Below are 24590 nucleotides of genomic sequence, written 5' to 3'. Positions count from 1 at the left end.
CTAATTTGGTACACTAGCTGTTTCGTATAGAAGTTTCGTAACACCACATGACAATAAAAATTTCCATTGACTGCATGGGCGGCGATCACGGACCTGTAGTTACCGTGGCGGCAGCGGTTGCCTTCGCGAATCGTGAGCCCGATGTCGAATTTCTATTGGTAGGGCTTGAAGATCGAATTCAAGCTGAACTGAAAAAAAATCACGCGACTCAGCATCCAAGAATTAAAGTCATTCATGCGTCAGAGATGGTCGAGATGGATGATCCGATCGAAGTCGCTCTCCGTCGCAAAAAAGACTCTTCAATGCGCGTTGCCGTGACGCAGGTGAAAGACGGACATGCGCAAGCATGCGTCTCTGCTGGCAATACAGGCGCGTTGATGGCAGTTTCTCGCTATGTATTAAAAACAATGCATGGTGTCGATCGCCCAGCGATTTTCGGCATGTTGCCGAACCAGAAAAATAAACCGACCTATATGCTCGATTTAGGTGCCAATGTTGATTGCGAGCCAGTCCATTTGCATCAGTTCGCTATTATGGGTTCTGTCTTGGTTTCCGCGCTCGAGGGTAGAGAAAAGCCAAGTATCGGCTTGCTCAATGTCGGCGAAGAAGATATCAAAGGGAATGACGTCGTTAAACGCACGGCGCAGTTACTTCGCGCCGACCATGAGCGCGGTCTGTTGAATTTCTACGGCAATGTCGAAGGAAATGACATCTTCAAAGGTACAACTGACATTGTCGTTTGCGATGGCTTCGTTGGTAACGTCACATTGAAGGCCGCTGAAGGCATGGGGCGCTTTGTGAAGACGACCTTAACTGAGGCATTTAAAAGCAATCCTCTCAATATACTCGGCGCGATTATTGCGCGGGGTGCGCTGAAATCCATTTCTCGCACGATGAATCCGTCAAACTACAATGGTGGCAGCTTATTGGGCTTGCGCGGTATCGTCTTTAAAAGCCATGGCGGTGCAGATAAATATAGCTATGAGTGGGCAATTCAACGTGCCTTCGATGCGGCCAAAAATGATGTGTTAAAACGGATTTCCTCTTCAATGGCGGTTTTGATGCCGGTGGCAGACCCGGTTGCGCCTACCCATAACGACCAAACAGCACAGAAAATCGCATGACTTTTTTTAGCAAAATTATTGGCACTGGCAGTTACCTTCCACCCAAAAAAGTAAGTAATCAAGACTTAGCTGATCAACTCGCTGCTCAAGGGATAGAAACTTCCGATGAGTGGATCGTTTCTCGTAGTGGGATATCTTTTCGCCACTATGCAGACGAAGGCGTCAATTCCAGTGATCTTGCTGTTGAGGCTGCAAAGCAAGCGTTGGATGCGGCGAAATTGCACCCGAACGACATTGATATGATCATTCTGGCGACCTCGACTCCTGATTTTATCGGTGGGTTTCCTAGTACTGCATGCATTGTTCAAAACAAGCTTGAAATCAAAAATGGTGCGGCAGCGATGGATGTGCAGGCGGTCTGTAGTGGATTTATGTATGCGATGTCGATTGCTGACAGCATGATTAAATCTGGCACGCACAAGAACGTGCTGGTGATTGGTGCAGAAGTATTTTCTCGCATTCTCAATTTTCAAGACCGTACTACTTGCGTCTTGTTTGGCGATGGGGCGGGTGCTGTAGTGATGTCTCGTTCAGAAACGCCAGGCGTGTTGTCCACAAAACTGCATGCTGATGGTAGTTATGCCGATATTTTGTGTGTGCCGGGCCAAGTTCAAAACAATGCGATTGCTGGAAGTGGTTTCTTGCATATGGATGGACAAGCCGTCTTTAAACTTGCCGTTTCCGTCTTAGAGAAAGTGGCTAACGAAGCACTGGAACTCGCTGGTCTGCAAGCAGAAGATATTGACTGGTTGATTCCACATCAGGCCAATATTCGCATCATGCAAAGCACTGCAAAGAAAATGCGACTTCCAATGGAAAAGTTGGTGGTCACCGTTGATCAGCACGGAAATACGTCGGCTGCATCGATTCCCTTGGCTTTGGATCAGGCGGTTCGTGATGGTCGCGTTCAGGCAGGGCACAAGATTTTATTAGAAGGTGTTGGTGGCGGATTTACCTGGGGTGCCGCCATTGTTCAAATGTAAACTGAAATAACCCAAGAGAGACATAAAAACATGACCCAATTTGCATTTGTTTTCCCTGGCCAGGGTTCCCAGGCCATCGGGATGCTAAATGGTTTTGCCGATAACGCCGTTGTTCAAGAAACTATCGCTGAAGCGTCAGACGCTTTGCAAGTCGATTTAGCGAAATTGATTGCTGAAGGTCCAAAAGAAGAGTTGGACTTAACGACGAACACTCAACCTGTGATGTTGACAGCGGCTGTCGCTTGTTATCGTGCGTGGATAGCTGCTGGTGGTCGTGCGCCAAAAGTGGTTGCCGGCCATAGCCTTGGTGAATACTCTGCATTAGTTGCAGCAGGTGTGATTGCATTTAAAGATGCTGTGCCGCTCGTTCGCTTTCGCGCGCAGGCGATGCAAGAGGCTGTGCCTGTCGGGCAGGGCGGTATGGCGGCTATTCTTGGTTTGTCTGATGAAGATGTGGCTGCGGCATGTCAAGAAGCAGCAAGTGAAGGCGTTGTTGAAGCCGTGAATTTTAATGCGCCAGCGCAAGTGGTGATTGCTGGTACCAAAGCAGCTGTTGAGCGGGCATGTGAGATTGCCAAAGCAAAGGGCGCGAAACGTGCTTTAGTATTGCCTGTTTCCGCACCATTCCACTCTTCTTTACTCAAGCCAGCCTCTGATCGCTTGCGCGAGTACCTTGCAGGTGTGTCATTTTCAGCCCCAGCTATTCCACTGATTAATAATGTTGACGTTGCGATCGCGCTTGATCCCGCATCCATTAAAGATGCGTTGGTGCGCCAAGCAGCAAGCCCAGTCCGCTGGGTCGAGACCATTCGTGAAATGCAGGCAACAGGGATTACCCATGTGGTTGAGTGTGGTCCTGGTAAAGTCTTGGCAGGTTTAACCAAACGAATTCATGGTGATTTGATTGGCGAGGCCTTATTTGATGCAGCAAGCTTAGAAAAAGTATTGGAACTCCTGAAATGAATAAACCACTAGCAAATCAAGTCGCTCTTGTTACTGGCGCATCACGCGGTATTGGTAAGGCGATTGCCATCGCGCTAGCAACGGCAGGTGCTAGAGTGATTGGAACGGCAACAACGGAAGCGGGTGCAGAAGCTATTTCCGCCTATCTCGCCGAAGTTGGCGCGGATGCCGGTAAAGGGATGGCATTTAATGTGAATGATGTTGAGCGTTGCGGCTCCTTAGTGGAGGAAATCCAGAAAGAATTCGGTAGCTTGTCTATTCTGGTCAACAATGCAGGCATCACCCAAGATCAACTGGCAATGCGCATGAAGGAAGAGGATTGGGATAACGTGATCTCGACCAACCTGAATTCGGTCGCTCGTTTATCACGTGCTGTGTTGCGGGGTATGATGAAAGCGAAGCACGGTCGTATTATTAATATTACGTCTGTGGTTGGTTCATCCGGCAACCCTGGTCAAATGAATTATGCTGCGGCAAAAGCAGGTGTGGCAGGCATGAGTCGTGCTTTGGCGAGAGAAATTGGTAGTCGCAATATCACGGTGAACTGCATTGCGCCTGGTTTTATTGATACCGATATGACCAAAGCACTGACAGACGAGCAAAAAGCAGCCATCTTGGTGCAAATTCCGATGGCGAAGTTGGGGCGTCCTGAGGATATTGCGGCGGCAACAGTGTTTTTAGCATCGCCTGATGCTGGTTACATTACAGGTACAACCTTGCATGTCAATGGCGGCATGTATTTGGCGTAGTTTTTTTTGTTGTTAATTGCGAGCAATTTCGCCGAATTTAACCGGAGTTATTGCAGCAAATTTAGTGCTTGCTTTTTTTAGGTACAAACCTGCTAAAATGCGCGCACTTTCTGTAGGCCCTTATTTTTTGATTTTTTCACTGGAGATACAAATGTCCGATATCGAACAACGCGTTAAGAAAATTGTTGCTGAACAACTGGGTGTTGCTGAAGCAGACATCAAAACTGAATCCTCTTTCGTTGACGATTTAGGTGCTGATTCCTTAGACACAGTTGAATTGGTAATGGCCCTCGAAGACGAATTCGAAATGGAAATCCCTGATGATCAGGCTGAAAAAATCACAACTGTGCAACAAGCAATTGATTACGCTACTGCACACGTTAAGGCATAATTCAGTTACCTTGTTTTCAAATCCAGGAGAAACGCTTGAGTCGTTCGCTTAAACGTCGTGTCGTCGTAACCGGATTGGGTTGCATCTCACCCGTCGGCAATACAGTTGCTTCCGCTTGGGAGGCAATCAAAGGTGGACAGTCTGGGATTTCTACGATCACCAAATTTGATGCAACTGCTTTTTCCACGCACTTTGCTGGAGAAGTGAAGGGTTTCAACGTCGAGGAATACATTCCGGCCAAAGAAGCCCGTAACATGGATACCTTCATCCACTACGGTATTGCTGCCGGGGTGCAGGCGTTTCAGGATAGCGGCTTGACCGTAACCGAAGAGAACTCCGAGCGAATCGGGGTGATCGTTGGTTCCGGGATCGGTGGTCTACCACTGATCGAGGCAACAAAAGAAACGCTGATGGAGCGTGGTCCACGCCGCATCAGTCCTTTCTTTGTTCCAGCGTCTATCATTAATATGATTTCCGGTCACTTGTCGATCAGATTTGGACTGAAAGGTCCTAACTTGGCGATTGTGACGGCGTGTACGACCGGCTTACACTGTTTAGGATCAGCTGCTCGTATGATCGAGTACGGTGATGCTGACGTGATGATCGCTGGCGGTGCAGAGTCAACCATTTCGCCATTGGGCTTGGGTGGTTTCGCATCGGCACGTGCTTTATCTTCTAGAAACGATGACCCGACAACGGCATCGCGTCCATGGGATAAAGACCGTGATGGTTTTGTGCTGGGTGAAGGGGCCGGTGTCATGGTCTTGGAAGAGTACGAACACGCAAAAGCACGTGGTGCAAAGATCTATGCTGAGATTTCAGGTTTTGGCATGAGCGGCGACGCCTATCATATTACATCTCCAAGTATGGACGGACCTCGTCGTTCTATGGTCAATGCGTTGAAAAACGCAGGGATCAATGCAGATCAGATTAATTACCTGAATGCACACGGCACATCCACTCCGCTCGGCGATAAAAATGAGACTGATGCAATCAAAGCGGCATTTGGTGATTACGCTTACAAATTGACCGTCAATTCGACGAAGTCGATGACTGGCCATTTGTTAGGTGGTGCTGGTGGTTTGGAATCGTTATTTACAGTATTAGCTGTGTATAACCAAGTTTCACCTCCAACAATCAACATTTTCAATCAAGATCCTGAGTGCGATCTGGATTACTGTGCAAACACAGCCAGAGACATGAAGATTGATTTTGCAATGAAAAATTCGTTTGGCTTCGGCGGAACGAATGGTACTTTGATTTTTGCTAAAGTATAAGTTAGGCGAACTTCGCCTACACAAAGAAGGCACTTCGTTTCTTAGGAAGCGGAGTGCTTTTTTTTATTATGATGACATTTTCTATTTCCTTAAAACCGTCAAAGCTATTACGCGTGGCGGTTTATGCAATGGTCTGCATTGCTGTAGCGGCTTTCTGGGCTTTTATCGAACCATTTATTGGTGACAAGGTGACTTTGTTGTCCGCAACTATTGCAACGATCATCTTCGCGGGTTTTCTTGTTGTTCGCGCTAAATTCGTCTGTGATACGTTTTCAGAAACCTTGTTGACGATGGCTGAAAACGGTAGTCTTAGCATTCGTCTTGATGGCAAAGATGGCACAATCAGAAGCGACCAGCTTATCCTTAGTGCTGGTTGCGTTATCTGGCCTATGTTGATGGTGTTGCATTTTCGCCGCGAAGACGATAAAAAAATGTCGCTTATCGTGCTTCCAGACTGCACTGATTTAGTAAGCTTTCAACGATTACGCGTCGCCATGTTGTGGTTACGGCAGCGGCAGTAAAGTATTTTCGTAAAGAATTGAGGCATTGGTGGGAACTTAAATGCCGCAACCAACTCTATCTAGCAAGGTGGCGATGATTTTTTCGCATTTCGCCTCAGGATTTGTTTATAAAATGATGTTTTGGCAAAAAACAGGATGATTGAGTGACGACAGAGCGCGAGATAGATCAAATACTGGTCGAACGCGTGCAGCGCGGTGATAAAAAAGCGTTTGAGCTTCTAGTTTCCAAATATCAACGGAAACTAATGAGGCTCGTGTCTCGGCTCGTCTACGATCAGGCTGAAGCTGAAGACGTTGTGCAGGAAGCGTTTATCAAAGCTTACCGAGCCTTACCTAACTTCCGCGGCGAAGCAGCGTTTTATACATGGCTTTATCGTATTGGGATTAATACGGCGAAGAATTATCTTGTGAACCAAGGAAGACGGGCGCCGACTTCAACTGACAGTGATGTTGAAGATGCGGAGGGCTTTTCTGATGCGGATGGTCTTCGGGACATTAATACCCCTGAATCTTTGTTGGCAAGTAAGCAGATCGCCGCGACTGTTAACGCTGCAATGTCGGCGCTGCCAGAAGAATTACGTAATGCCATCACGCTGCGAGAGATTGAAGGTTTGAGCTACGATGAAATTGCAGAGGTGATGTTGTGCCCCATTGGCACCGTGAGGAGTAGGATTTTCCGAGCACGAGAAGCGATCGCTGAACGTCTGCGCCCGATACTCGGCACCTCCTCAGAACATCGCTGGTAAATGACGTAGACACGATTATTTTGAACAGAACTTGTAGTACCCCACGGCAAAAAAATGATGAACGATACTTCTAAACACGAAAAAATATCAGCGTTAGTAGATGGCGAGCTAGATGACGCCCAACTAGAGTTGGTGTTGCAACAACTGCTCTCCGACACTGAGAAGGAAGCATGGGACACCTATCATGCGATTGGTGACGTGGTGCGTTCTGATGATCTGGCGACGGTCGTGAGCCCTGATTTTATGCAGCGTTTTTCCGAGAGATTCGCGTCAGAGCCTGTCATTTTGATGCCTGAAAAGCATGTAAAAGTCGCCCCTGAAAAATCATCTGCGCATGGTGTTCGCTCTTATTTAAAGACGTACTTGACCGTCGCCACGGCAACCGCAGCGGCTGTCTTTGCGTTTGTTTTCGGGCCTCAATTGTCCCAAATGGGGCATGAGCAATTTAACCCAACGCAGATCAGCAAAGCGAATTCAGCGACCTCTCAGGTGCAATTAGTGTCGGCGTCAGCGCCAAGCGAAACCCAAGTTCTTGCTAGCGCGAATGATGTCGCATCTGTCGATCAGAATCAGGCAAACACCCCTGAGAAAGAAGCTGCCGTCGAAATGATGCGGGATCCTCGTATTGATAGCTATTTAATTGCTCATCAACGGTTTTCACCTGCCATTAGTAATGCGGCGCAGTATGTCACGCCAGCGACAACCACAACCGCATCGGAGAAATAAACATTATGCGGTGTAATCGTTTTCAAGTTTCCTTGTTAGTCCTTTCGCTTGGCCTCGTACATGGTGTGGTCTATGCCTCGCCAACTGGCACGGCTGCAGACGAGAAGCTGGAAGTGCAAAGTCTGATCAAGATGATCCAGTCCGCACCGCAAAAATTGAATTATTCTGGGACCTTTGTCTATCAACAAGCAAGTCAAATCCGGACGTCGAAAATCACCCACCATGTCGATGCGAATGGTGAACTTGAAAAGCTAGAAATCCTTGACGGGAATTCTCGGGAGTACATTCGTAAAAATGACGAAGTGTCCTGTTACTTACCTGATAGCAAAACGATCCAAGTCGAAAAAGATGTGACGCAAGAAGTCTTTCCGGCTTTGTTAGCACATAACGCTGCCCAGTTACCCGACTTCTATACGTTTAAAAAAGGCGAAGTAAGTCGTGTGGCAGGCTTGGAATGTCAAACTTACCTGATGTCGCCGAAAGATGGCGGGCGTTATGGTTACCGTCTTTGTACCGAGAAGCAATCGGGCTTGTTGTTGCGCGCGCAGACGATCAATAACCACGATGAGGTTATTGAGCAAATTGCTTTCACACAGCTCAAACTCGGTGATGTTGATAAGAATAAACTCAAGCCAAGTTTTCAAAATTTATCGCAATGGCACATTGAAAACCTGACAGTACAGTCCAATATCAGTTCAGGTTGGATCGTTAAATCATTGCCTGCGGGATTCATCAAAACCAAGGAACTGAAACGCGTTATTACAGCGCCACCTTCCACCGTTCCTGGTAAGAAAGCGCCTGTGTCCCATCAAGTCGTGCAGATGATTTTTTCTGATGGTATGGCGGCGATCTCGGTGTTCATTGAACCTAACATGGAGCAACGCTCAGAAGGCAGCCTCCAGCAAGGCGCAATGACGATTATGACGAAGCGTCAAGGCGATTACTGGTTGACCGTTGTGGGTGAAGTGCCAGCCAGTGCGATTCGACAAGTAATGAATTCGATTGAGTTCAAACCTAAATAACACATTCAGGTAATAATCCACGTAACAAAAGTGAGTAAGACCATGAACAAAACAAATCATTTTCCATCCAAAAAAACGGTCTCTAGTGTCGTTCTCAGTATCTGTGTGGCGATGTCCTCCGCTGGATTGGTAAGCGCAACACCAGTGGCGCAAGCAGCTCCAGTCGTCGCTGGTTTACCAGACTTCACTGATCTGGTCGATAAGGTTGGTCCCGCCGTCGTTAACATCCGTACCACTGAAAAAGTACAGCAATCGCAAGCCGATGGCAGTGCGGAAGATCAGCAGATGCAAGAATTCTTCCAACGGTTCTTTGGTATGCCAATGCCACGTCAGGCGCCCGTGCCTAAAAATCGTAAATCAGTCCCTCAGGATCAAGAAGAGGTACCTCGCGGTGTAGGCTCAGGTTTTATCATCTCTCAGGATGGTTTCGTTCTGACGAATGCGCACGTGGTAGATGGTGCTTCTGATATCTACGTCAAATTAACGGACAAACGCGAATTTAAAGCCAAGGTGATTGGCCTTGATAAACGCACGGATGTTGCGCTGATTAAAATTGAAGGTACAAAATTACCTAAAGCAACCATTGGTGATTCAGACAAGATTCGTGCTGGCGAGTGGGTGATTGCGATTGGTTCGCCTTTTGAGTTGGAAAATACGGTAACCGCTGGCATCATCTCCGCTAAGGCACGTGATACTGGCGAATACTTGGCACTGATTCAAACCGACGTTGCTGTTAATCCCGGAAATTCTGGCGGACCATTGATCAACATGCGCGGGGAAGTCATTGGCATCAACTCACAAATTTACAGCCGTTCAGGCGGTTATATGGGTATTTCTTTCGCGGTGCCCATCGATGAAGCAATGCGAGTTGCCGATCAATTGAAGTCTGCTGGTAAAGTGACTCGTGGTCGGATTGGTGTTCAAATCGGTGAAGTCTCAAAAGAAGTTGCTGAGTCCATTGGCTTGGCAAAAGCCGAAGGTGCTGCAGTCGTGCGTATCGAACCTGGTTCTCCCGCTGAAAAAGCTGGAATCCAAGATGGTGACGTGATCTTGAAATTTAATGGTCAGGCCATTACAAAATCGTCTGATTTGCCGCGTATCGTCGGTGCCGTCAAGCCAGGTTCCAAAGCAGCCATTACGATATGGCGCAAGGGAGCGTTGAAAGAGTTACCGATTACCGTCGTTGAAATGGAGTCGGACAAAGCGACCCAAAAGGCGGGTAAAAAAGCGAAGCAGGCCAATGTATTAGGTATTTCTGCGACCGATCTCAATGCTGCTCAGAAAAAGGATTTGCCGAGCGGTGGTGTTGTGATTGAATCTGTCGATGGTCCTGCAGCAGCGGTTGGTCTGTTGCCGGGCGATGTTATTTTGACATTGAATAACGTCGATGTAAAAGACGCCAAACAATTTGATGCTATGGTTGCGAAATTGGATGGAAAGAAAGCCGTTGCCCTGTTGGTCCGCCGTGGTGAGATCTCTCAGTTCATTTTAGTGAAACCACAAGCGCAGTAATCGCCAGCGCTGCTGTTCCAAAAGTCGGCATAAAGCTGCTCCGGAGGAAACTCTGGAGCAGCTTTTTATTTGGCGTTCGATCATTTTTGATCAATCACAGTGTCACAGCACTTATAATTGCACCCCTATTCATTGAGGTAGTCATCATGATTGCATTGACGCTTTATTCACGGAGTTATTGCCACCTATGTGACGATATGCTCGAGCAACTACAGGCATATACGCCAGAGTATTCGTTTACTGTAGAAGTGATCGATGTCGATACGAGTCCTGAGTTAGTCGACCTCTACGATGAGTTGGTACCCGTTTTGATCGGCACGAAGCCCGGACAAGCGGGCCAAGAGATTTGTCACTATTTTTTAGATCCAAGTGCTTTAAAGGCGTTTTTTCAGGGATAACATGCAAGAAAATTTGAGTTTGTTTGATCACGAGAATGAGATTATCTGCGGCGTCGATGAGGCAGGGCGGGGGCCTTTGGCTGGTCCTGTCATGGCGGCGGCTGTCATTCTTGACCCAAATAGACCGATTGCTGGATTGAGAGATTCAAAAAAATTAACGGAAGCAAAGCGTGATGCTTTAGCCATTGAAATCAAGCAATATGCCTTGGCGTGGGCGGTCGCTGAGTGTTCTGAGCAGGAAATCGACGAGCTCAATATTCTGCAAGCCACCATGTTAGCAATGCGTCGTGCCGTTGAAGCCCTACAAGTCACACCAACCCTTGCATTGATTGATGGTAACCGTTGTCCTGTGATGTCGGTGCGGTCCGAAGCGATCGTGAAGGGCGACGATAAGGTTGCCGCCATTTCTGCAGCCTCCATTTTGGCAAAAACAGCCCGAGATCACGCGCTTTATGCGCTGCACGAACAATATCCTCAATATGCATTAGATCAACACAAAGGATATCCTACCGCGTTGCACCTAGAGCGTTTGCGCGAACATGGCGTTGCTCCGTTTCACCGTCGATCCTATGCGCCTGTAAAGGCTTTATTAAAATGAAATTGATTACCTCGCGTGATAACGCGCAATACAAAGAGCTCAAACAACTTGCTACAAGCTCGCAAGCGAGGCGTAAGTCTGGTCGCACCTTGCTCGATGGTGTCCACCTTTGTGAAGCATTCTTTCAGCACCGTGGTGTGCCTGAGATGTGTGTCGTCTCCGAATCTGCCTTGGCAGATCCTGAAGTCGCAGCGCTGATTGCACAATGTGGGAAGAGCAATGTCGCGACCATCCACTTGCCCGATGCGTTGTATCAACCCTTGAGTCAAGTTGAAAATGGCGTCGGGATTCTTTTTCTGATTGCGACTCCCGCACTGATTCCGCCCGCGGATATTAATCAAACATCGGTGGCCCTTGATAACTTGCAAGACCCCGGAAACCTTGGTTCTATCTTGCGTAGTGCGGCTGCAGCCGGTGTGAAAAATGTGTTTTGCAGCCCTGGCACGGTGCTGGCGTGGTCGCCCAAAGTGATGCGCGCGGGGATGGGCGCGCATTTTCTGTTGAACATTTATGAAAACGTCGATCTTGCTCGCCTTTTAGGGGAGGTTAATATTCCCGTTTTAGCGACGAGCTCCCACACAACAAAAACGATTTATGTGTCAAAACTCGATCAGCCGGTGATCTGGTTGTTTGGTCATGAAGGGCAGGGTGTTTCTGAGGAACTGATGTCTATGGCGACAGAAACCGTCACCATCCCTCAGCAAGCCGCAATTGAATCACTCAATGTAGCTGCGAGCGCGGCAATTTGCTTCTTTGAGCAAGTCCGCCAGCAATTAGCGCAATGAAACATGAAGGGCTGGTCAGTTTGAGGAAGTTGGCCTATCGGCTTAGCGGAGAACCGGAATAATGGAAACTGGAAGAATGAAAGTTCTCCCAGTTTTTTTATTTGTACCAGCTAAATGTCGTGCAAAGAGAGGCGATTGACATTAATAAATCTTAATATCTGCCTTGATTTCTTGAAGGATGGTTGTCGAGATTTCTTCGATCGACTTTGCTGTTGACGACAGCCAGCGAATTCCTTCTCTTTTCATCATTGCCTCGGCTTCGTTGACCTCATAACGACAATTTTCAATCGAAGCATATTTGCTCCCCGGACGGCGTTCGTTTCTGATCTCTGATAAACGCTCTGGTGCAATGCTCAAGCCAAACATTTTGCTTTTAAATTCAGGAAGAACAGAAGGCAGCTTGCCGCGTTCAAAATCGTCCGGAATCAACGGGTAGTTGGCGGCCTTGATGCCGTATTGCATGGCCAGATAAAGGCTCGTTGGTGTTTTTCCTGAGCGAGAAACGCCTACCAAAATCACGTCTGCTGTCGACAGGTTCTTGTTTGACTGACCGTCATCGTGGGCAAGGGAGAAGTTAATCGCCTCGATACGGTTTTTATATTCTTCTGAATCCGCAATGTTATGGCTGCGACCGATTGTATGTGTCGATTTCACACCCAACTCTTTTTCAAGCGGTGAGACAAACGTCTGAATCAAATCCATGTGCAGTCCCTTGGATTTAAAGACGATCGTTGCTAATTCGGTCTTAACGAGTGTTGAAAAGACAATGGGCCTTGCACCGTCTTGCTCAAATGCATCATTGATCCGGCGAACGGCATCATGCGCTTTTTCGATGGTATCAATAAATGGCAAGCGGACTTGTCGGAATTTAAGATCAAATTGCGTCAATACGGAGTGTCCGAAGGTCTCTGCCGTGATGCCGGTGCCATCGGAGACAAAGAAAACGGTGCGATTGGCTTTGGGTAGTGCAGATGTGTGTGAGTCTGGCATGGTGTGTTGTTATTTATGTAAGTGAGAAGTGCCTTGTTCGGATAGCGGCTTATGCCGTACGTTGCAACATGTAGTGTGCAAAATTAACACCAACACCACTAGCGTGAATTGCAAAAAGACAACATGTTTTCACGTGAAAGATTTTTACCTATCGATGAAATAAAAAAGAAGTTAAATTCTTCTCGCGCATGAGGAAAATCTGCATGACACAATGTAAAATGCTGCAACAGCACGTGATGCATCGTTCGCACCAAGAATAACAAAAAAATAGCGATAGACGAAGCAGTAAGCAGTGATTTGTACAGATTTCTTACCATCAAAAAAGAGGTTGTTATGTCCAACGCAGCAAATACTGAAGCAACTTACGTTGCCTCGTTTGAGCATTTACGAATGACGGATGTTGAATCTGTCGGCGGAAAAAATGCATCTTTAGGCGAAATGATCAGTCAACTCGCTAGTGCAGGCGTCCGCGTTCCTGGTGGCTTTGCTACCACAGCGCAAGCTTTCCGTGATTTTTTATCCCACAGCGAACATGGTGGCTTGCCATTGGCTCAGCGCATCGCTGATCGTCTGGCAAATCTCAATATCGACGACGTCAAAGAATTGGCGAAAGCGGGTGCAGAAATTCGTCAATGGATTATCGATACGCCATTCCAACCACGTCTGCAGAAAGAAATCGAAGAGTTTTACAACAAATTAGTAGCAGACTCTACGGCAGAAATGTCTTTCGCCGTTCGCTCTTCTGCGACCGCAGAAGATTTGCCAGATGCATCGTTCGCTGGACAACAAGAGACATTCCTCAACGTTGTTGGCATTGATAACGTGCTTGAGGCGATGAAACACGTCTTTGCGTCACTCTATAATGATCGCGCAATTTCCTATCGCGTTCACAAAGGCTTTACGCATGCAGAGGTCGCTTTGTCAGCTGGCGTACAACGCATGGTGCGCTCTGATTTGGGCGCTGCCGGTGTGATGTTCACGATCGACACAGAATCAGGTTTCAAAGATGTGGTTTTCATCACATCTAGCTACGGCCTGGGTGAAACAGTGGTACAGGGTGCGGTGAACCCTGACGAATTTTATGTGCATAAGCCAATGTTGGAACTGGGTAAATTGCCGGTTATCCGTCGCAATATCGGTTCTAAACTGATCAAAATGGAATTCACGGGTGAAGCAAAAGCAGGACGCTCTGTCAAAACAGTGGACGTGCCTGTTGAAATGCGCAACCGGTACTCATTGACTGACACCGAAGTGGTTGAACTGGCAAAGTACGCAGTCATCATTGAAAAACATTACGGTCGTCCGATGGACATCGAATGGGGTAAAGATGGCCGCGATGGCAAACTTTACATCCTGCAAGCACGTCCTGAAACAGTGAAATCCCAACAAAAAGCGACCGACGCGCAACAACGCTTCAAGCTCAAAGGCAGCGGTACCGTTTTAGCATCCGGACGCGCAATTGGTCAAAAAATTGGTGCAGGTCGTGTACGTGTGATCAATGATCCATCTGAAATGGAACGCGTACAGCCAGGTGACGTTCTCGTTGCCGATATGACAGATCCTAACTGGGAACCCGTCATGAAGCGCGCTGCGGCGATTGTGACGAACCGTGGTGGACGTACCTGCCACGCTGCGATTATCGCGCGTGAACTGGGCGTGCCTGCGGTGGTTGGTTGCGGCGATGCGACAGATGCGTTGAAAGACGGCACATTGGTGACTGTGTCTTGCGCAGAAGGCGATGAGGGTAAGATTTATGACGGTCTGTTAGAAACAGAAGTCACAGAAGAAATCCGTGGCGAGCTGCCAAAATTGCCATTGAAGATCATGCTCAACGTGGGTAATCCACAGTTAGCGTTCGATTTCCAGTCGGTACCAAACGAAGGCGTGGGCTTGGCACGTTTGGAATTCATCATCAATAACAACATTGGTGTGCATCCAAAAGCGATTCTGGAATACCCGAATATCGACCCTGATTTGAAAAAAGCTGTTGAATCTGTTGCTCGTGGTCACGCTTCTCCACGTGCTTTCTACGTCGACAAATTAGCGGAGGGCGTGGCGACGATTGCTGCTGCGTTCTGGCCTAAGAAAGTGATTGTTCGTTTGTCCGATTTCAAATCAAACGAATACAAAAAACTGATCGGTGGCTCCCGTTACGAACCTGATGAAGAAAACCCAATGTTGGGCTTCCGCGGTGCTGCACGTTACTTAGCAGCTGATTTTGCGGAATCCTTTGAAATGGAATGCCAGGCAATGAAACGTGTCCGTAATGACATGGGCCTGACCAACGTCGAGATCATGGTGCCGTTCGTTCGCACATTGGGTCAAGCAGAAAAAGTGGTTAATTTGTTGGCGAAAAATGGTCTGAAGCGCGGTGAAAACGGTTTGCGTTTGATCATGATGTGCGAAGTGCCATCAAATGCGATTCTCGCCGAAGAGTTCTTACAACATTTCGACGGCTTCTCTATTGGCTCTAACGATTTGACGCAATTGACGCTCGGTTTGGATCGCGATTCCGGTATGGAATTGTTGGCAGCCGACTTTGATGAGCGCGATCCTGCGGTACGTGCTTTGCTGTCAAAAGTCATTGCTGCTTGTACGAAATTAGGTAAGTACGTTGGTATTTGCGGTCAAGGGCCATCCGATCATCCGGACTTTGCTGAATGGTTGATGAAAGAAGGTATTGAATCGATCTCCCTCAATCCTGATTCTGTTGTTGATACATGGCAGAAACTGGCAGCGGTAAGTAAATAACGAATACGTAACGCTGTTGTCGACGTAGACGAAAAATAGAAAAACGAGATGGGTTATTCCATCTCGTTTTTTGTTTTTAACGAAGCGTTTGCTTTAAGCGCAACATGCCGCTTGCACTGGCTCTAAGTTCATCAATTTTTCAGCAACTTCCCGAATAGTACTGATGAGAAACTCAATAGAAGCCTCGCATTTTCGATGGTTAATGATGCAAGCACGTAAAACAAATTCGTCTTTTAACGTCGTGCCTGTGATGAAAATTCGCCCATCGGTCTCTAGCGCCATGATCAGCTTTTGATTAATTTCGGTGATCGCGTTAGGCTCTAAATTAACGCCAATATAGCGAAAGCACACAATACCAAGATCGCTTTTCGACTTAAGTTCAAAATCATCCGAAGTATCAATGAGGCTCTCGAGGTGGCGAGCGAGTTTGATATCCTTTTGCATCATGGCTTGCATTTGTTCGAAGCCATAGGCTTTGAGGGACATCCAAACCTTAAACGCCTTTGCATTTCGTGATAGCTGAAAATAATGCTCGTTAAACTCGGTTCTTTCATCTTTCCCTTCTAATGAGTTATCTAAATATTCTGCACGCTTAAAATACGCCTCACGCAATTGACTCCAATCACGAACCAACGTGCATCCCACTTCAAAAGGCTGATACAACCACTTGTGGTAATCAATGCCAATAGAATCAGCTAGTTGCATACCGTTATATTTTGGCTTCAGATCTGGTAGTGAAGCGGCAAATCCGCCGTAAGCGCCATCAATGTGAAACCAGAGGTCATGTTTTTTTGCGATCGCTGCCAATCCTTCCAAATCATCGATGGCGCCAGTATTCACGGTACCGGCATTACCAATGATACAAAAAGGCGTGTAGCCTGAGGCTATATCTGCACGAATCTGGCTTTCAAGTGCATTGAGATTAATAGTGAAGTCGTCATTGACGCGGATCCGGCGTAGCTGATCGGTGCCAATGCCGAGTAAAGAGACACTCTTATCCGTACAATTGTGGGTCTCTGTCGAGCAATATACGGTGAACGGTTTAATTCCAAACAGACCTCGTTGATTGATATGGAGTTTTCTAAAGAAAATATTTCTGGCGACGGTGAGTCCGGCAAGGGTCGCTGCAGAGCCTCCGCTGACCATCACGCCCCCAGCCTCAGGCGTATAACCGATCATCTCTGCAGTCCATTTAACGACGCGCTTCTCGATCTCTGTCATCGCAGGTGACATGTGCCATTTCGCGACATTTTGATTGATCGTCGAGGCCAAAAAATCGGCAACGCTCGACATCTGATTGCCTCCAGAGATGACATACCCATACATGTTGGGACCAAAGTTTCCGTTTGCGTTGGCAAAAACGTTTTGCTCTACCGTATCAAGTAAGGCAAGTGGATCCATTCCTTGGCGAGGTAGAGGCTCATTAAATAGTTCTTCGATGTCCTTCTGTTTTGAGCTACAAAAGCCTGGCTGCGCAGCACTCTGTTCATACTTCTTTAAAATAATTTTATTTGTCTTCTGCAAGATTGATTCAAATTCTTCCATGCTGTAATCAAGAGTGCTTGCCATAACGAGAGATTCCTTCTGTAAGAGAGGCTATTGTCCGAAAGTTCGACATTGCAATATCGCGCGAGAAAACCGCATCGCACGGGCAACGTCAGGAATGTTAATAACGATGTGAAAGCAACAGCTGCGAATAAATCGCTCGTGCTTTTTCACGTCGCTAAGTCCCTCAACGTATCGTACTGATTCAGACCGAACAAGAAATTAACGACAACGTTAAAAATTTGCTGTTGCAGATAAACAAACGGCGTGTGCCGAATAGCAGTGTCTTCGGTCGACTTTGATCTCACCATAACTCCTCAAAAAAGAGGGAGATCTCAAGGCGCGTCAGCGTCTGCAGCTTTATATAAAACAACGTATAATTTCGAAAATTCAGTAATTACTGAAAGTTTGGAAAATTGAAATTGACGGAATTGACAAAATCTAAAAATCGACCAAAGAGATTCATCGTCAGACGACGAGTTTCCAAGGGAAGATAGCGATGAGTCATCGTCCGTATCGATGAGAATTACTTGTAATACCAACCGCTATGCGCCTTTCCCAAAAATTGTCTCGCTGGATCACGACCATACTGATGCTATGTATGGTGGTAGGGGGGAGTCTTCGTCATGTTTCTGGTGGCGTATCGGCGAACGGCGATCGCTTGATTCAAGATATTTGCACGTCCCGCGCATCAACGGATCAAACACAAGCACAGTCTCGTTTTAACTCTCCAACGCTGCCAAGTAACCATGCGGGCGAGCATTGCCACCTTTGTTATGTTCACAGCGAGCAGCTTTTCTTCCCGCTTTCCAATGCGCTGAGTGAATTCGTTGCGCGCTCTCCGATTAGGCTCAGAGGTCGTGATCTCGAATTCTTTCTAGTTAAGGCTATTCCTTGGGGAAGACCGCATGTTCGTGCCCCTCCAACCGTGGGTTCAATGACCGGCTAAGCGCGTTCTGTTCGTGCTTTATCTCTCGGTATCACTATTCAAACAGTAACAAGTTTCTATCCAGTTGCTTCCGTCCTTTGATGCGACGGAGGTGGGGCGCGGTGCGTCCGATAGAAAAAAGTAGCATTTTCTGGAGTTCATTATGTTTGGCTTTTCTGCGATGGAATTGGCACGAATTCAGTTTGGGTTCACTGTCTCATTCCACATCATTTTTCCAGCGATCACGATTGGACTGGCGAGTTATCTTGCCGTTCTGGAGTATCGTTGGCTTCGTACCGGCAAACAAGTCTATCGGGACTTGTATCATTTCTGGATTAAGATTTTTTCGGTGAATTTTGGCATGGGTGTTGTCTCGGGGCTCGTCATGGCATACGAGTTTGGGACGAATTGGGGAGGTTTTTCTCGCTTTGCTGGCAGTGTTACTGGACCATTACTCGCCTATGAAGTCTTGACCGCTTTCTTCTTAGAGGCCGGCTTTCTCGGTGTGATGTTGTTTGGCTGGGATCGGGTAGGGCGTGCATTACATTTCTTTGCTACCTGTATGGTGGCACTGGGGACGCTGATTTCGGCAACGTGGATTCTCGCTTCGAATAGTTGGATGCAAACACCCCAAGGGTACGCGATTGTCAACGGCGCTGTGGTGCCGACTGACTGGTTAGCGATTATCTTTAATCCTTCATTTCCTTATCGCTTACTTCATATGGGTGTTGCAGCTTTTTTAGCGACAGCAAGTCTTGTTGCCGCAAGCGCGGCATGGCATTTACTCCGCAAAAACGATAACCCTGCTAACCGCAAAATGTTATCGATGGCGGTATGGATGCTCGTCATTGTTGCTCCGATTCAGGCATTGATAGGCGATGCCCACGGACTCAATACCCTGCAATATCAGCCTGCAAAAATCGCTGCTTTAGAAGGACATTGGCAAAGCGATGCGCAAGAGAAAGGATTGCCATTGATTTTGTTTGCAATCCCTGACATGGAGCAAGAGAAAAATCACTATGAATTGGCGATTCCGCAACTTGGTAGTCTGATTCTCACCCATAGTCTTGAGGGGGATATTCGTGGTCTCGCCACGTTTCCCAAAGAGGACCGTCCCAACGCCACCATTCTGTTCTTTAGCTTCCGTGTGATGGTTGGACTTGGCATCGCCATGATCGCGTTGGGGTTGTGGGCGAGTTGGGCTCGATGGAGAGGGCGCATGTTCACGTCGCCATGGTTGCATCGTGCCTTGGTTGCCATGGGCCCCTCAGGTTTGATTGCCATTCTTGCTGGATGGATGACAACCGAAATTGGGCGTCAGCCATGGGTGGTGTATGGATTACTCAGAACATCCGACGCAGCTTCGGCGCATCCGCCTGAAGCATTGGCATTATCGTTAGGACTTTTTATGGCGGTGTATTTTCCTGTCTTTGGAATCGGCATTACTTACATGCTGCGTTTGATCAAAAAAGGACCACAAGCCTACGAGGATGAAGCACATCCTGTTGGTGGTGCGGGTAAAAACCATACGGCAAGCCGCCCTCTGTCAGCGACAAACGAAGACATGGCATTTGTTCACAACCCAGATCAATGGAGTTAATCATCATGGGTATCGATCTTTCAATTATCTGGGCCGTGATTATCTTTTTCGGCGTTTTTATGTACATCGTGATGGATGGCTTTGATCTTGGTATCGGCATTCTTTTTCCGTTTGTCAAACATAGCGATGATCGTGATGTGATGATGAATACGGTGGCACCTGTTTGGGATGGAAATGAAACGTGGCTTGTCTTGGGCGGTGCGGCGTTATTGGCTGCATTTCCGGTCGCCTATTCCGTATTACTGACTGCTTTGTATATGCCTTTAATACTGATGTTGCTCGGATTAATATTTCGTGGCGTTGCCTTTGAATTCAGGTTTAAAGCCAAAGACCATGAGCGACATCTCTGGGATAAGGCCTTTATTGTTGGTTCTATCTGCGCGGCTTATTTTCAGGGGGTGGCACTGGGTGCTTACGTTGATGGCATTCCTATGAATGGTATGGAGTACGTTGGTGGCACGTGGGATTTTGTTCGTCCATTTCCACTGATTTGCGGGTTCGGTGTACTGATCGTCTACGCATTACTCGGAAGTACCTGGCTCATCATCAAGACCGAAGGTGAACTACAAGAACGAATGCTGCGCCTAACCAAACCACTGACCGTGCTAATTTCTATTGCCATTCTGGTCGTTACGGTATGGACGCCTTTGGTGTCTATAAACCTAGTTATGTAGTTTTATCGCAACAAAACAAAGATAAGTCTTTGATCTATAAGGAGCCAATTTTATTGGCTCTTTTTTATTGGTTGTTCAATTGGTGAATTTTTCACTGTGCATGTCCCCTTGGCTGGTGCCGGTCCCCAAGGACCTCACGAGTTAGAAGGACCCAGACGAGCTGGTCCATAGATAGACCCTCACCCTACGGGGAAAACGGCTCTATGACCGTTTAAATCGCTTGTATGGGGTGGTTTTAAATGGGCCTGCTTTATTTCTGTGAATGATCCATTCATAGAAATGAAGTAGGAATCAAACTCTCAATTTCATAGAGCTATTACTATTTTTAAACCTATTGGCATTTTGGTTTATAAGCTCTGCTTCAATTGCTTGTTCTTGTTTCGCTTTTAAAGTAGCGATCTGCTGTTCTAGTTCAGCAATTTTTTGTTTGAGTTCAAAAATTTTCTTAATATCGGATTCTTTGTAAATACTCAAACTGCCGATTTGTAATTCAAGACTTAATTTTGAAAATAAGACTTGATTGATCTGAACCGTTAACAATGAAGCATTTGAGTTTGTAGCTACTTGGCCAAAAGCAGATATTGAAGGTTTGGAACTTTCAGGCTTGGATTTTTTATTGTCGCTATTTTTAATTATTATAGGATCAGTAGGTTTGCTTTTAACCTGATCTTTATTATCCTGTTTGACCTGAGCTTCATCAGTTTTTAAAGAAACCTTTTCTTCTTTGATTCTTTTCTCTGTGTTAATTTTTACATAGTCAGGTTGTTCTTCTGCTGATTGTGGTTGTTTAGGTTGTTGCTTAACCTGACTATCATTAGAATTTTTATTCTTGACATTTTTTACAGTCTTGGACTGCTTATTCTTGGGTAAATATTTTCTACCAGTGTTCTTCTTAATTTTTTTAACACCTGAACCTTTTAATTTTTCATTGAAACCCTTCTGAATTTCCTTGTGCTTGTTCAACTTCTCAATTTTTGAAGTTCTTTCTTCATTTGATAACTGCTTCAATGAATCATTTTTCTCCATTGCTACATTGTTTTTGTACTCGGTTCTTAATTCATTAAAATCTACATTTTTCTTGAACATAGGGCCATCAAGGCGAATGGCTTTTTCTGATCCTTCTGGGATAAATGAAATATAGTTATATCTTGTTTTATCTTCTTCTTTGTCCAGGAATTTTACTTCACCATGTTGCTGTAAAGTTTCAATCAATTCTTCTCTTGAATTAATTTTATGGTCAAGAATTTGACTGGTTAGAAATTTTTGGATTTCATTCTTTTTTGGCTTAATAACTTCTTTAAATCTTTTGGCTGTTTCGCTTGGATTCTGTATGTCTTTCAATTCCATATCATTATGAGAAATTGAAAACGGATTTCTTACCACTCTATCAAATCCAAATTTGTCATTGAGTAGATCAACATAGCAATCTCTCATATCTTTGTTAAGCTCACCAGGTGGAAAAGGATTAAATGCCTTCCCTGTGGTTAATTCCATTTTTAAGAAGGCACAATTTAATTCAATGTTTCCTTTGTCAGTGTGAACATTCCAGAAGTCGGCAAAATTTTCATCGTTCTTCATTCCTGGAAACCAAGTTTCACGAAAATCTTTAATAATTTCTCTCATTGCTGGGATCAATTTTTCTTGATCATAGGAACCATCTGGATTTTTAAATTCAGAGAATTCATTATCACGAAAAGAAATTGTTAAAGAAGTGTGTGTGTTTTCAATTCCAGATTCTTTGGCTAACTTTTCGAGTTTTTCAATGCGATCTCTATCCCCAATGACTGGGATAGGCTTAAATTTTCTAATGGTGTTGGTGTGATCTTTATCAGACTCAAAATAATTTACAGCACTCATTATTGATTTAGAATATTTGTTGAAACTCATTACAGCCATAAAAATACCTTCTTATTTTTTATGACTATCAGTTTGAGATTCAATCAAATCTTTAATCGCTTTTATATCGCCAATGAATAAATCGAGTTGATTGGTTATAAAAACCTTATCCTCTTTGGTGATAAATTTATTTGAATTTACTTTTCTGGCTAACTGGTTGGCATTGCTTCCGATTCGATTTAGTTCGGTCAAAAATGGTTGCTGTAAGATTTTGAAATTAAATCTTTCACTCAAAAAATTATCAATCCTTTCTTCCGTTCCGTCAAAAATGCAATGTCTGACATAAGAAGACATTGAATTGAAGCCTGCTTGATCGTATTTATTTTCAATCAATTCCTTCTCGTATGGACTTAATTTAATATCTAGGCTGTATGTTCTTTTGTAAGTGTGATCGTCGTTGGTTCTGCCTGACTTTATTTTTGGCTTACATATATTTTTATTATTCTCTTCCATAATTTATCTCTGATTTAATCTCTTCTGTTTTTGATTAATTCCTTAAAAGGGGACTGGGGGAACCCCAGAAAAATCTAACTGAAAGGGAAAAATAATTGAAAATTATTTTAGCCCGTATCAGCTAGTAGCCTTGCTTGAAACTAATTTTTCTTCTTGTTTTAATCATAAGGTTTTATTTGTGATTGTAAATAGTCTTTAAAAAAGTCGATAGCTGATTTAAGAAGACAAAAAACAAATAATTAATCTTCTTCAATCCGACTGATTTTTTAGATATTTTTTAAAAGTGTCGAAGACAAAAGGTTCGTATCTGATTTAATCCTCTTGCTTTTTGTGTTGTCTGATTAAATAATATTTTCTATCTTCTTTAATCCGATTGATTTTTTAGATATTTTAGGAAGTGTCGAAGACAAAAGGTTCCTGTCTTCTTTAATCCGAGGTCGATAGCCTTTTAATCTTGTTCTTTCTTTTTGAGTTGTTATTATTAAATTGCATTCAAGGAGAATTTATGGAAAATTTAGAGCAAGAAAAAATCATAAAAGAAAAAATAAAAAGTAAATTTGAAAAAGAGCACGTAAAAATTTCTGTCTTTTTAAGAGTTGACCAAGTTGAATATTTGAATAAAGAGCATGTTGATCTAAATGGTTTAAATATGTCTATGGTCGTAAGAAATGCTGTTGATATTTTCATTGAAAAAGAAAAAAAGCAAAAACTTACAATATTAAAAAAAATTCTTGGCGAAGAAGTGTATGAAAAATTAATTCAGCTTTCTAATTCACATGGAAAAGAAATTGAAGCAACTATGATTGATCTGGTTGAATTAAATTGCAATTCAGATCAGAAGGAAGAAAAAATTCTCGATGACCAATGGAGTAATTTTTCGAATAGTTAATCACGTAGTGAAAAGGGGACCGCTCGCCGTGTCCTTCCGAAATAAAAAAAGCCACTCAATGAGTGGCTTTTAATTTATATGTGTAAATTTTCGCGCTGGGAAATTATTTTTAATTCTATGTTAGTAATGTCTAATATATATTTACTGAATGGTATGTATTGAATAGAAGTATGATTGACACAAGGTGCAGAATGTCAAACATTCTTTATCAAACATACGAAAAGGGGTGGGAAGACATAGTCTAAAGGCTTGTTAATCAATCGCTATGAGGGTGGGTTGAAAAATTAAGGGGGTGGGGTGAAGGGGTTCAACGGCATGACGTGAAGCCTTTTAAATCAATCCCTGTGGGGGTGGGTTGAAGGGGTGGGGTGGATTTTTCTAAACGTTGACTTATGATTTTTTTACTTATATGAGGCCGTAAAAAATCCCCTTTCGGGGATTACTCATTGAAGCCAAAAATGTCTTCTATTTCTTCGGTAGTTGGATTGCTTGGGTGATCCTCTGGAACTATAGATTTTTTAATTTTTTCTACGAGAATTTGAGAATTGTATTCCTTGAAAGTTTCAAAGAATACTGTTCTTCTCTTCAAATTTCTATGAAAATTAAATTGCTGTGGGTTTATATGGATATATAGTAATACTGCTTTAATATCGTTAAAAGTTGGTGCCTGTGGAACTTCTAAAACTTGCAAAACAAGTGGGGTAGTGTTGAATATTTTAATGAATTTTAAATCTTCAAGTTGTTTTAGGTATCCTGTTATGTCGCTTTTATCTATTCCTAACTCTTTTGCTAGACCTGATTTATAAATTTCACTATGAACGCCAACAAGACCATTTTTATAAGTGACTTTGCAAGCAAGGTGAACCATTATTTGAAATAAATTACTTTTTGGTCTTGGGATTAGTATCAATTCATTGAAAACTTTTTTATTTAAGGTGAAATAATTAAATTCTTCATTTGAGTTATTGACAATACTGGATTTATTATTTATATTAGTAGACATAGGGTTCCTATTTTTTATTTTGGTTTCGTCACTAATTATTAAAACAGGTTATCCGAAAAAATCAAG

General features: G+C 44.7%; 24 protein-coding genes and 1 pseudogene. 19 read left to right on the top strand and 6 right to left on the bottom strand.

The genetic code is table 11. From position 1 onward, the window contains the following. Positions 1-47 precede the first annotated feature (47 nt). The 14 genes from plsX to ACO0K2_RS09880 all read left to right on the top strand — a co-directional run bounded on the left by plsX (position 48) and on the right by ACO0K2_RS09880 (position 11795). Entirely contained in the window at positions 48-1124 is a 1077-nt protein-coding gene (gene plsX / locus ACO0K2_RS09945) for a phosphate acyltransferase PlsX (protein ID WP_423018234.1), read from the top strand. Continuing rightward, a complete protein-coding gene (locus ACO0K2_RS09940) occupies positions 1121-2107 on the top strand; it encodes a beta-ketoacyl-ACP synthase III (RefSeq protein ID WP_423018232.1) in 987 nt (328 codons plus the stop codon). The genes plsX and ACO0K2_RS09940 overlap by 4 nt, the downstream gene beginning before the upstream one ends. 30 nt (positions 2108-2137) lie before the next feature. Beyond that, the gene (fabD, locus tag ACO0K2_RS09935; protein ID WP_423018230.1) at positions 2138-3070 is read left to right on the top strand and encodes an ACP S-malonyltransferase; all 933 of its coding nucleotides are present in this window, start codon (positions 2138-2140) and stop codon (positions 3068-3070) included. Next, positions 3067-3819, top strand: a complete 753-nt coding sequence (gene fabG / locus ACO0K2_RS09930) for a 3-oxoacyl-ACP reductase FabG (RefSeq protein ID WP_423018228.1) — start codon at positions 3067-3069, stop codon at positions 3817-3819. Before fabD ends, fabG begins: the two co-directional genes overlap by 4 nt. Positions 3820-3970: 151 nt before the next feature. After that, positions 3971-4210 carry an acyl carrier protein gene (gene acpP, locus ACO0K2_RS09925; protein ID WP_422988606.1) on the top strand — a complete coding sequence of 80 codons (240 nt, stop codon included), beginning with the start codon at positions 3971-3973 and terminating at the stop codon, positions 4208-4210. 35 nt (positions 4211-4245) lie between these two features. Further along, complete coding sequence (fabF, locus tag ACO0K2_RS09920) at positions 4246-5487, top strand: beta-ketoacyl-ACP synthase II (RefSeq protein WP_423018226.1); 1242 nt, start codon at positions 4246-4248, stop codon at positions 5485-5487. A gap of 68 nt (positions 5488-5555) precedes the next feature. Next, on the top strand, positions 5556-6008 hold the full coding sequence (locus tag ACO0K2_RS09915; protein ID WP_423018224.1) for a protein YgfX: 453 nt from the start codon (positions 5556-5558) through the stop codon (positions 6006-6008). Positions 6009-6151: 143 nt separating this feature from the next. Continuing rightward, positions 6152-6754, top strand: coding sequence for an RNA polymerase sigma factor RpoE (gene rpoE / locus ACO0K2_RS09910; RefSeq protein ID WP_423018222.1), 603 nt, complete (start codon positions 6152-6154; stop codon positions 6752-6754). Positions 6755-6808: 54 nt separating this feature from the next. Beyond that, on the top strand, positions 6809-7480 hold the full coding sequence (locus ACO0K2_RS09905; protein WP_423018220.1) for a sigma-E factor negative regulatory protein: 672 nt from the start codon (positions 6809-6811) through the stop codon (positions 7478-7480). A 32-nt stretch (positions 7481-7512) separates the two neighbouring features. Continuing rightward, the gene (locus tag ACO0K2_RS09900) at positions 7513-8502 is read left to right on the top strand and encodes a MucB/RseB C-terminal domain-containing protein (RefSeq protein WP_423018218.1); all 990 of its coding nucleotides are present in this window, start codon (positions 7513-7515) and stop codon (positions 8500-8502) included. A gap of 42 nt (positions 8503-8544) precedes the next feature. Beyond that, positions 8545-10014 carry a DegQ family serine endoprotease gene (locus ACO0K2_RS09895; protein ID WP_423018216.1) on the top strand — a complete coding sequence of 490 codons (1470 nt, stop codon included), beginning with the start codon at positions 8545-8547 and terminating at the stop codon, positions 10012-10014. A 146-nt stretch (positions 10015-10160) separates the two neighbouring features. Then, positions 10161-10412, top strand: a complete 252-nt coding sequence (locus ACO0K2_RS09890) for a glutaredoxin family protein (protein ID WP_423018214.1) — start codon at positions 10161-10163, stop codon at positions 10410-10412. A gap of 1 nt (position 10413) precedes the next feature. Continuing rightward, complete coding sequence (rnhB, locus tag ACO0K2_RS09885; protein WP_423018212.1) at positions 10414-11010, top strand: ribonuclease HII; 597 nt, start codon at positions 10414-10416, stop codon at positions 11008-11010. Next, a complete protein-coding gene (locus ACO0K2_RS09880; protein WP_423018210.1) occupies positions 11007-11795 on the top strand; it encodes a TrmH family RNA methyltransferase in 789 nt (262 codons plus the stop codon). The genes rnhB and ACO0K2_RS09880 overlap by 4 nt, the downstream gene beginning before the upstream one ends. Before the next feature lie 141 nt (positions 11796-11936). Here the strand turns inward: ACO0K2_RS09880 and ppsR are convergent, their stop codons facing one another. Next, positions 11937-12785, bottom strand: coding sequence for a posphoenolpyruvate synthetase regulatory kinase/phosphorylase PpsR (ppsR, locus tag ACO0K2_RS09875; protein ID WP_423018208.1), 849 nt, complete (start codon positions 12783-12785; stop codon positions 11937-11939). 333 nt (positions 12786-13118) lie between these two features. Between ppsR and ppsA the strand changes: the two genes are divergently transcribed. Then, positions 13119-15536, top strand: a complete 2418-nt coding sequence (gene ppsA, locus ACO0K2_RS09870) for a phosphoenolpyruvate synthase (protein ID WP_423018206.1) — start codon at positions 13119-13121, stop codon at positions 15534-15536. Positions 15537-15629: 93 nt separating this feature from the next. On the opposite strand, the gene ACO0K2_RS09865 is transcribed toward ppsA, so the two are convergent. Further along, positions 15630-17105 (bottom strand): pyridoxal phosphate-dependent decarboxylase family protein, encoded by a 1476-nt coding sequence (locus ACO0K2_RS09865; RefSeq protein ID WP_423018204.1) that lies wholly within the window; start codon positions 17103-17105, stop codon positions 15630-15632. A 146-nt stretch (positions 17106-17251) separates the two neighbouring features. Continuing rightward, positions 17252-17392 (bottom strand): hypothetical protein, encoded by a 141-nt coding sequence (locus ACO0K2_RS09860; RefSeq protein WP_423018202.1) that lies wholly within the window; start codon positions 17390-17392, stop codon positions 17252-17254. Positions 17393-17628: 236 nt separating this feature from the next. Between ACO0K2_RS09860 and ACO0K2_RS09855 the strand changes: the two genes are divergently transcribed. From ACO0K2_RS09855 to cydB, 3 genes and pseudogenes are all read left to right on the top strand, one after another. Beyond that, the gene (locus ACO0K2_RS09855) at positions 17629-18030 is read left to right on the top strand and encodes a DUF2946 family protein (protein ID WP_423018200.1); all 402 of its coding nucleotides are present in this window, start codon (positions 17629-17631) and stop codon (positions 18028-18030) included. Positions 18031-18172: 142 nt separating this feature from the next. Beyond that, complete coding sequence (locus ACO0K2_RS09850) at positions 18173-19609, top strand: cytochrome ubiquinol oxidase subunit I (protein WP_423018198.1); 1437 nt, start codon at positions 18173-18175, stop codon at positions 19607-19609. Positions 19610-19614: 5 nt separating this feature from the next. Then, positions 19615-20259 (top strand): annotated as a pseudogene (cydB, locus tag ACO0K2_RS09845) (cytochrome d ubiquinol oxidase subunit II); the annotation flags it as partial. A gap of 315 nt (positions 20260-20574) precedes the next feature. On the opposite strand, the gene ACO0K2_RS09840 reads toward cydB, so the two are convergent. Beyond that, positions 20575-22179: a hypothetical protein gene (locus ACO0K2_RS09840; RefSeq protein ID WP_423018196.1), complete on the bottom strand. Its 1605-nt coding sequence runs from the start codon at positions 22177-22179 to the stop codon at positions 20575-20577. Positions 22180-22191: 12 nt separating this feature from the next. Then, on the bottom strand, positions 22192-22632 hold the full coding sequence (locus ACO0K2_RS09835; protein WP_423018194.1) for a plasmid mobilization protein: 441 nt from the start codon (positions 22630-22632) through the stop codon (positions 22192-22194). A gap of 505 nt (positions 22633-23137) precedes the next feature. On the opposite strand from ACO0K2_RS09835, the gene ACO0K2_RS09830 reads away from it, so the two are divergent. Then, complete coding sequence (locus ACO0K2_RS09830; protein WP_423018192.1) at positions 23138-23521, top strand: hypothetical protein; 384 nt, start codon at positions 23138-23140, stop codon at positions 23519-23521. A gap of 439 nt (positions 23522-23960) precedes the next feature. Here the strand turns inward: ACO0K2_RS09830 and ACO0K2_RS09825 are convergent, their stop codons facing one another. Beyond that, positions 23961-24524, bottom strand: a complete 564-nt coding sequence (locus tag ACO0K2_RS09825) for a hypothetical protein (RefSeq protein ID WP_423018190.1) — start codon at positions 24522-24524, stop codon at positions 23961-23963. Positions 24525-24590 lie beyond the last annotated feature (66 nt).

Origin of the sequence: Undibacterium sp. MH2W (assembly GCF_049340215.1) — a bacterium.
Classification (GTDB): Bacteria; Pseudomonadota; Gammaproteobacteria; order Burkholderiales; family Burkholderiaceae_D; genus Undibacterium.
This window is presented reverse-complemented; position numbering and strand designations above follow the sequence as displayed.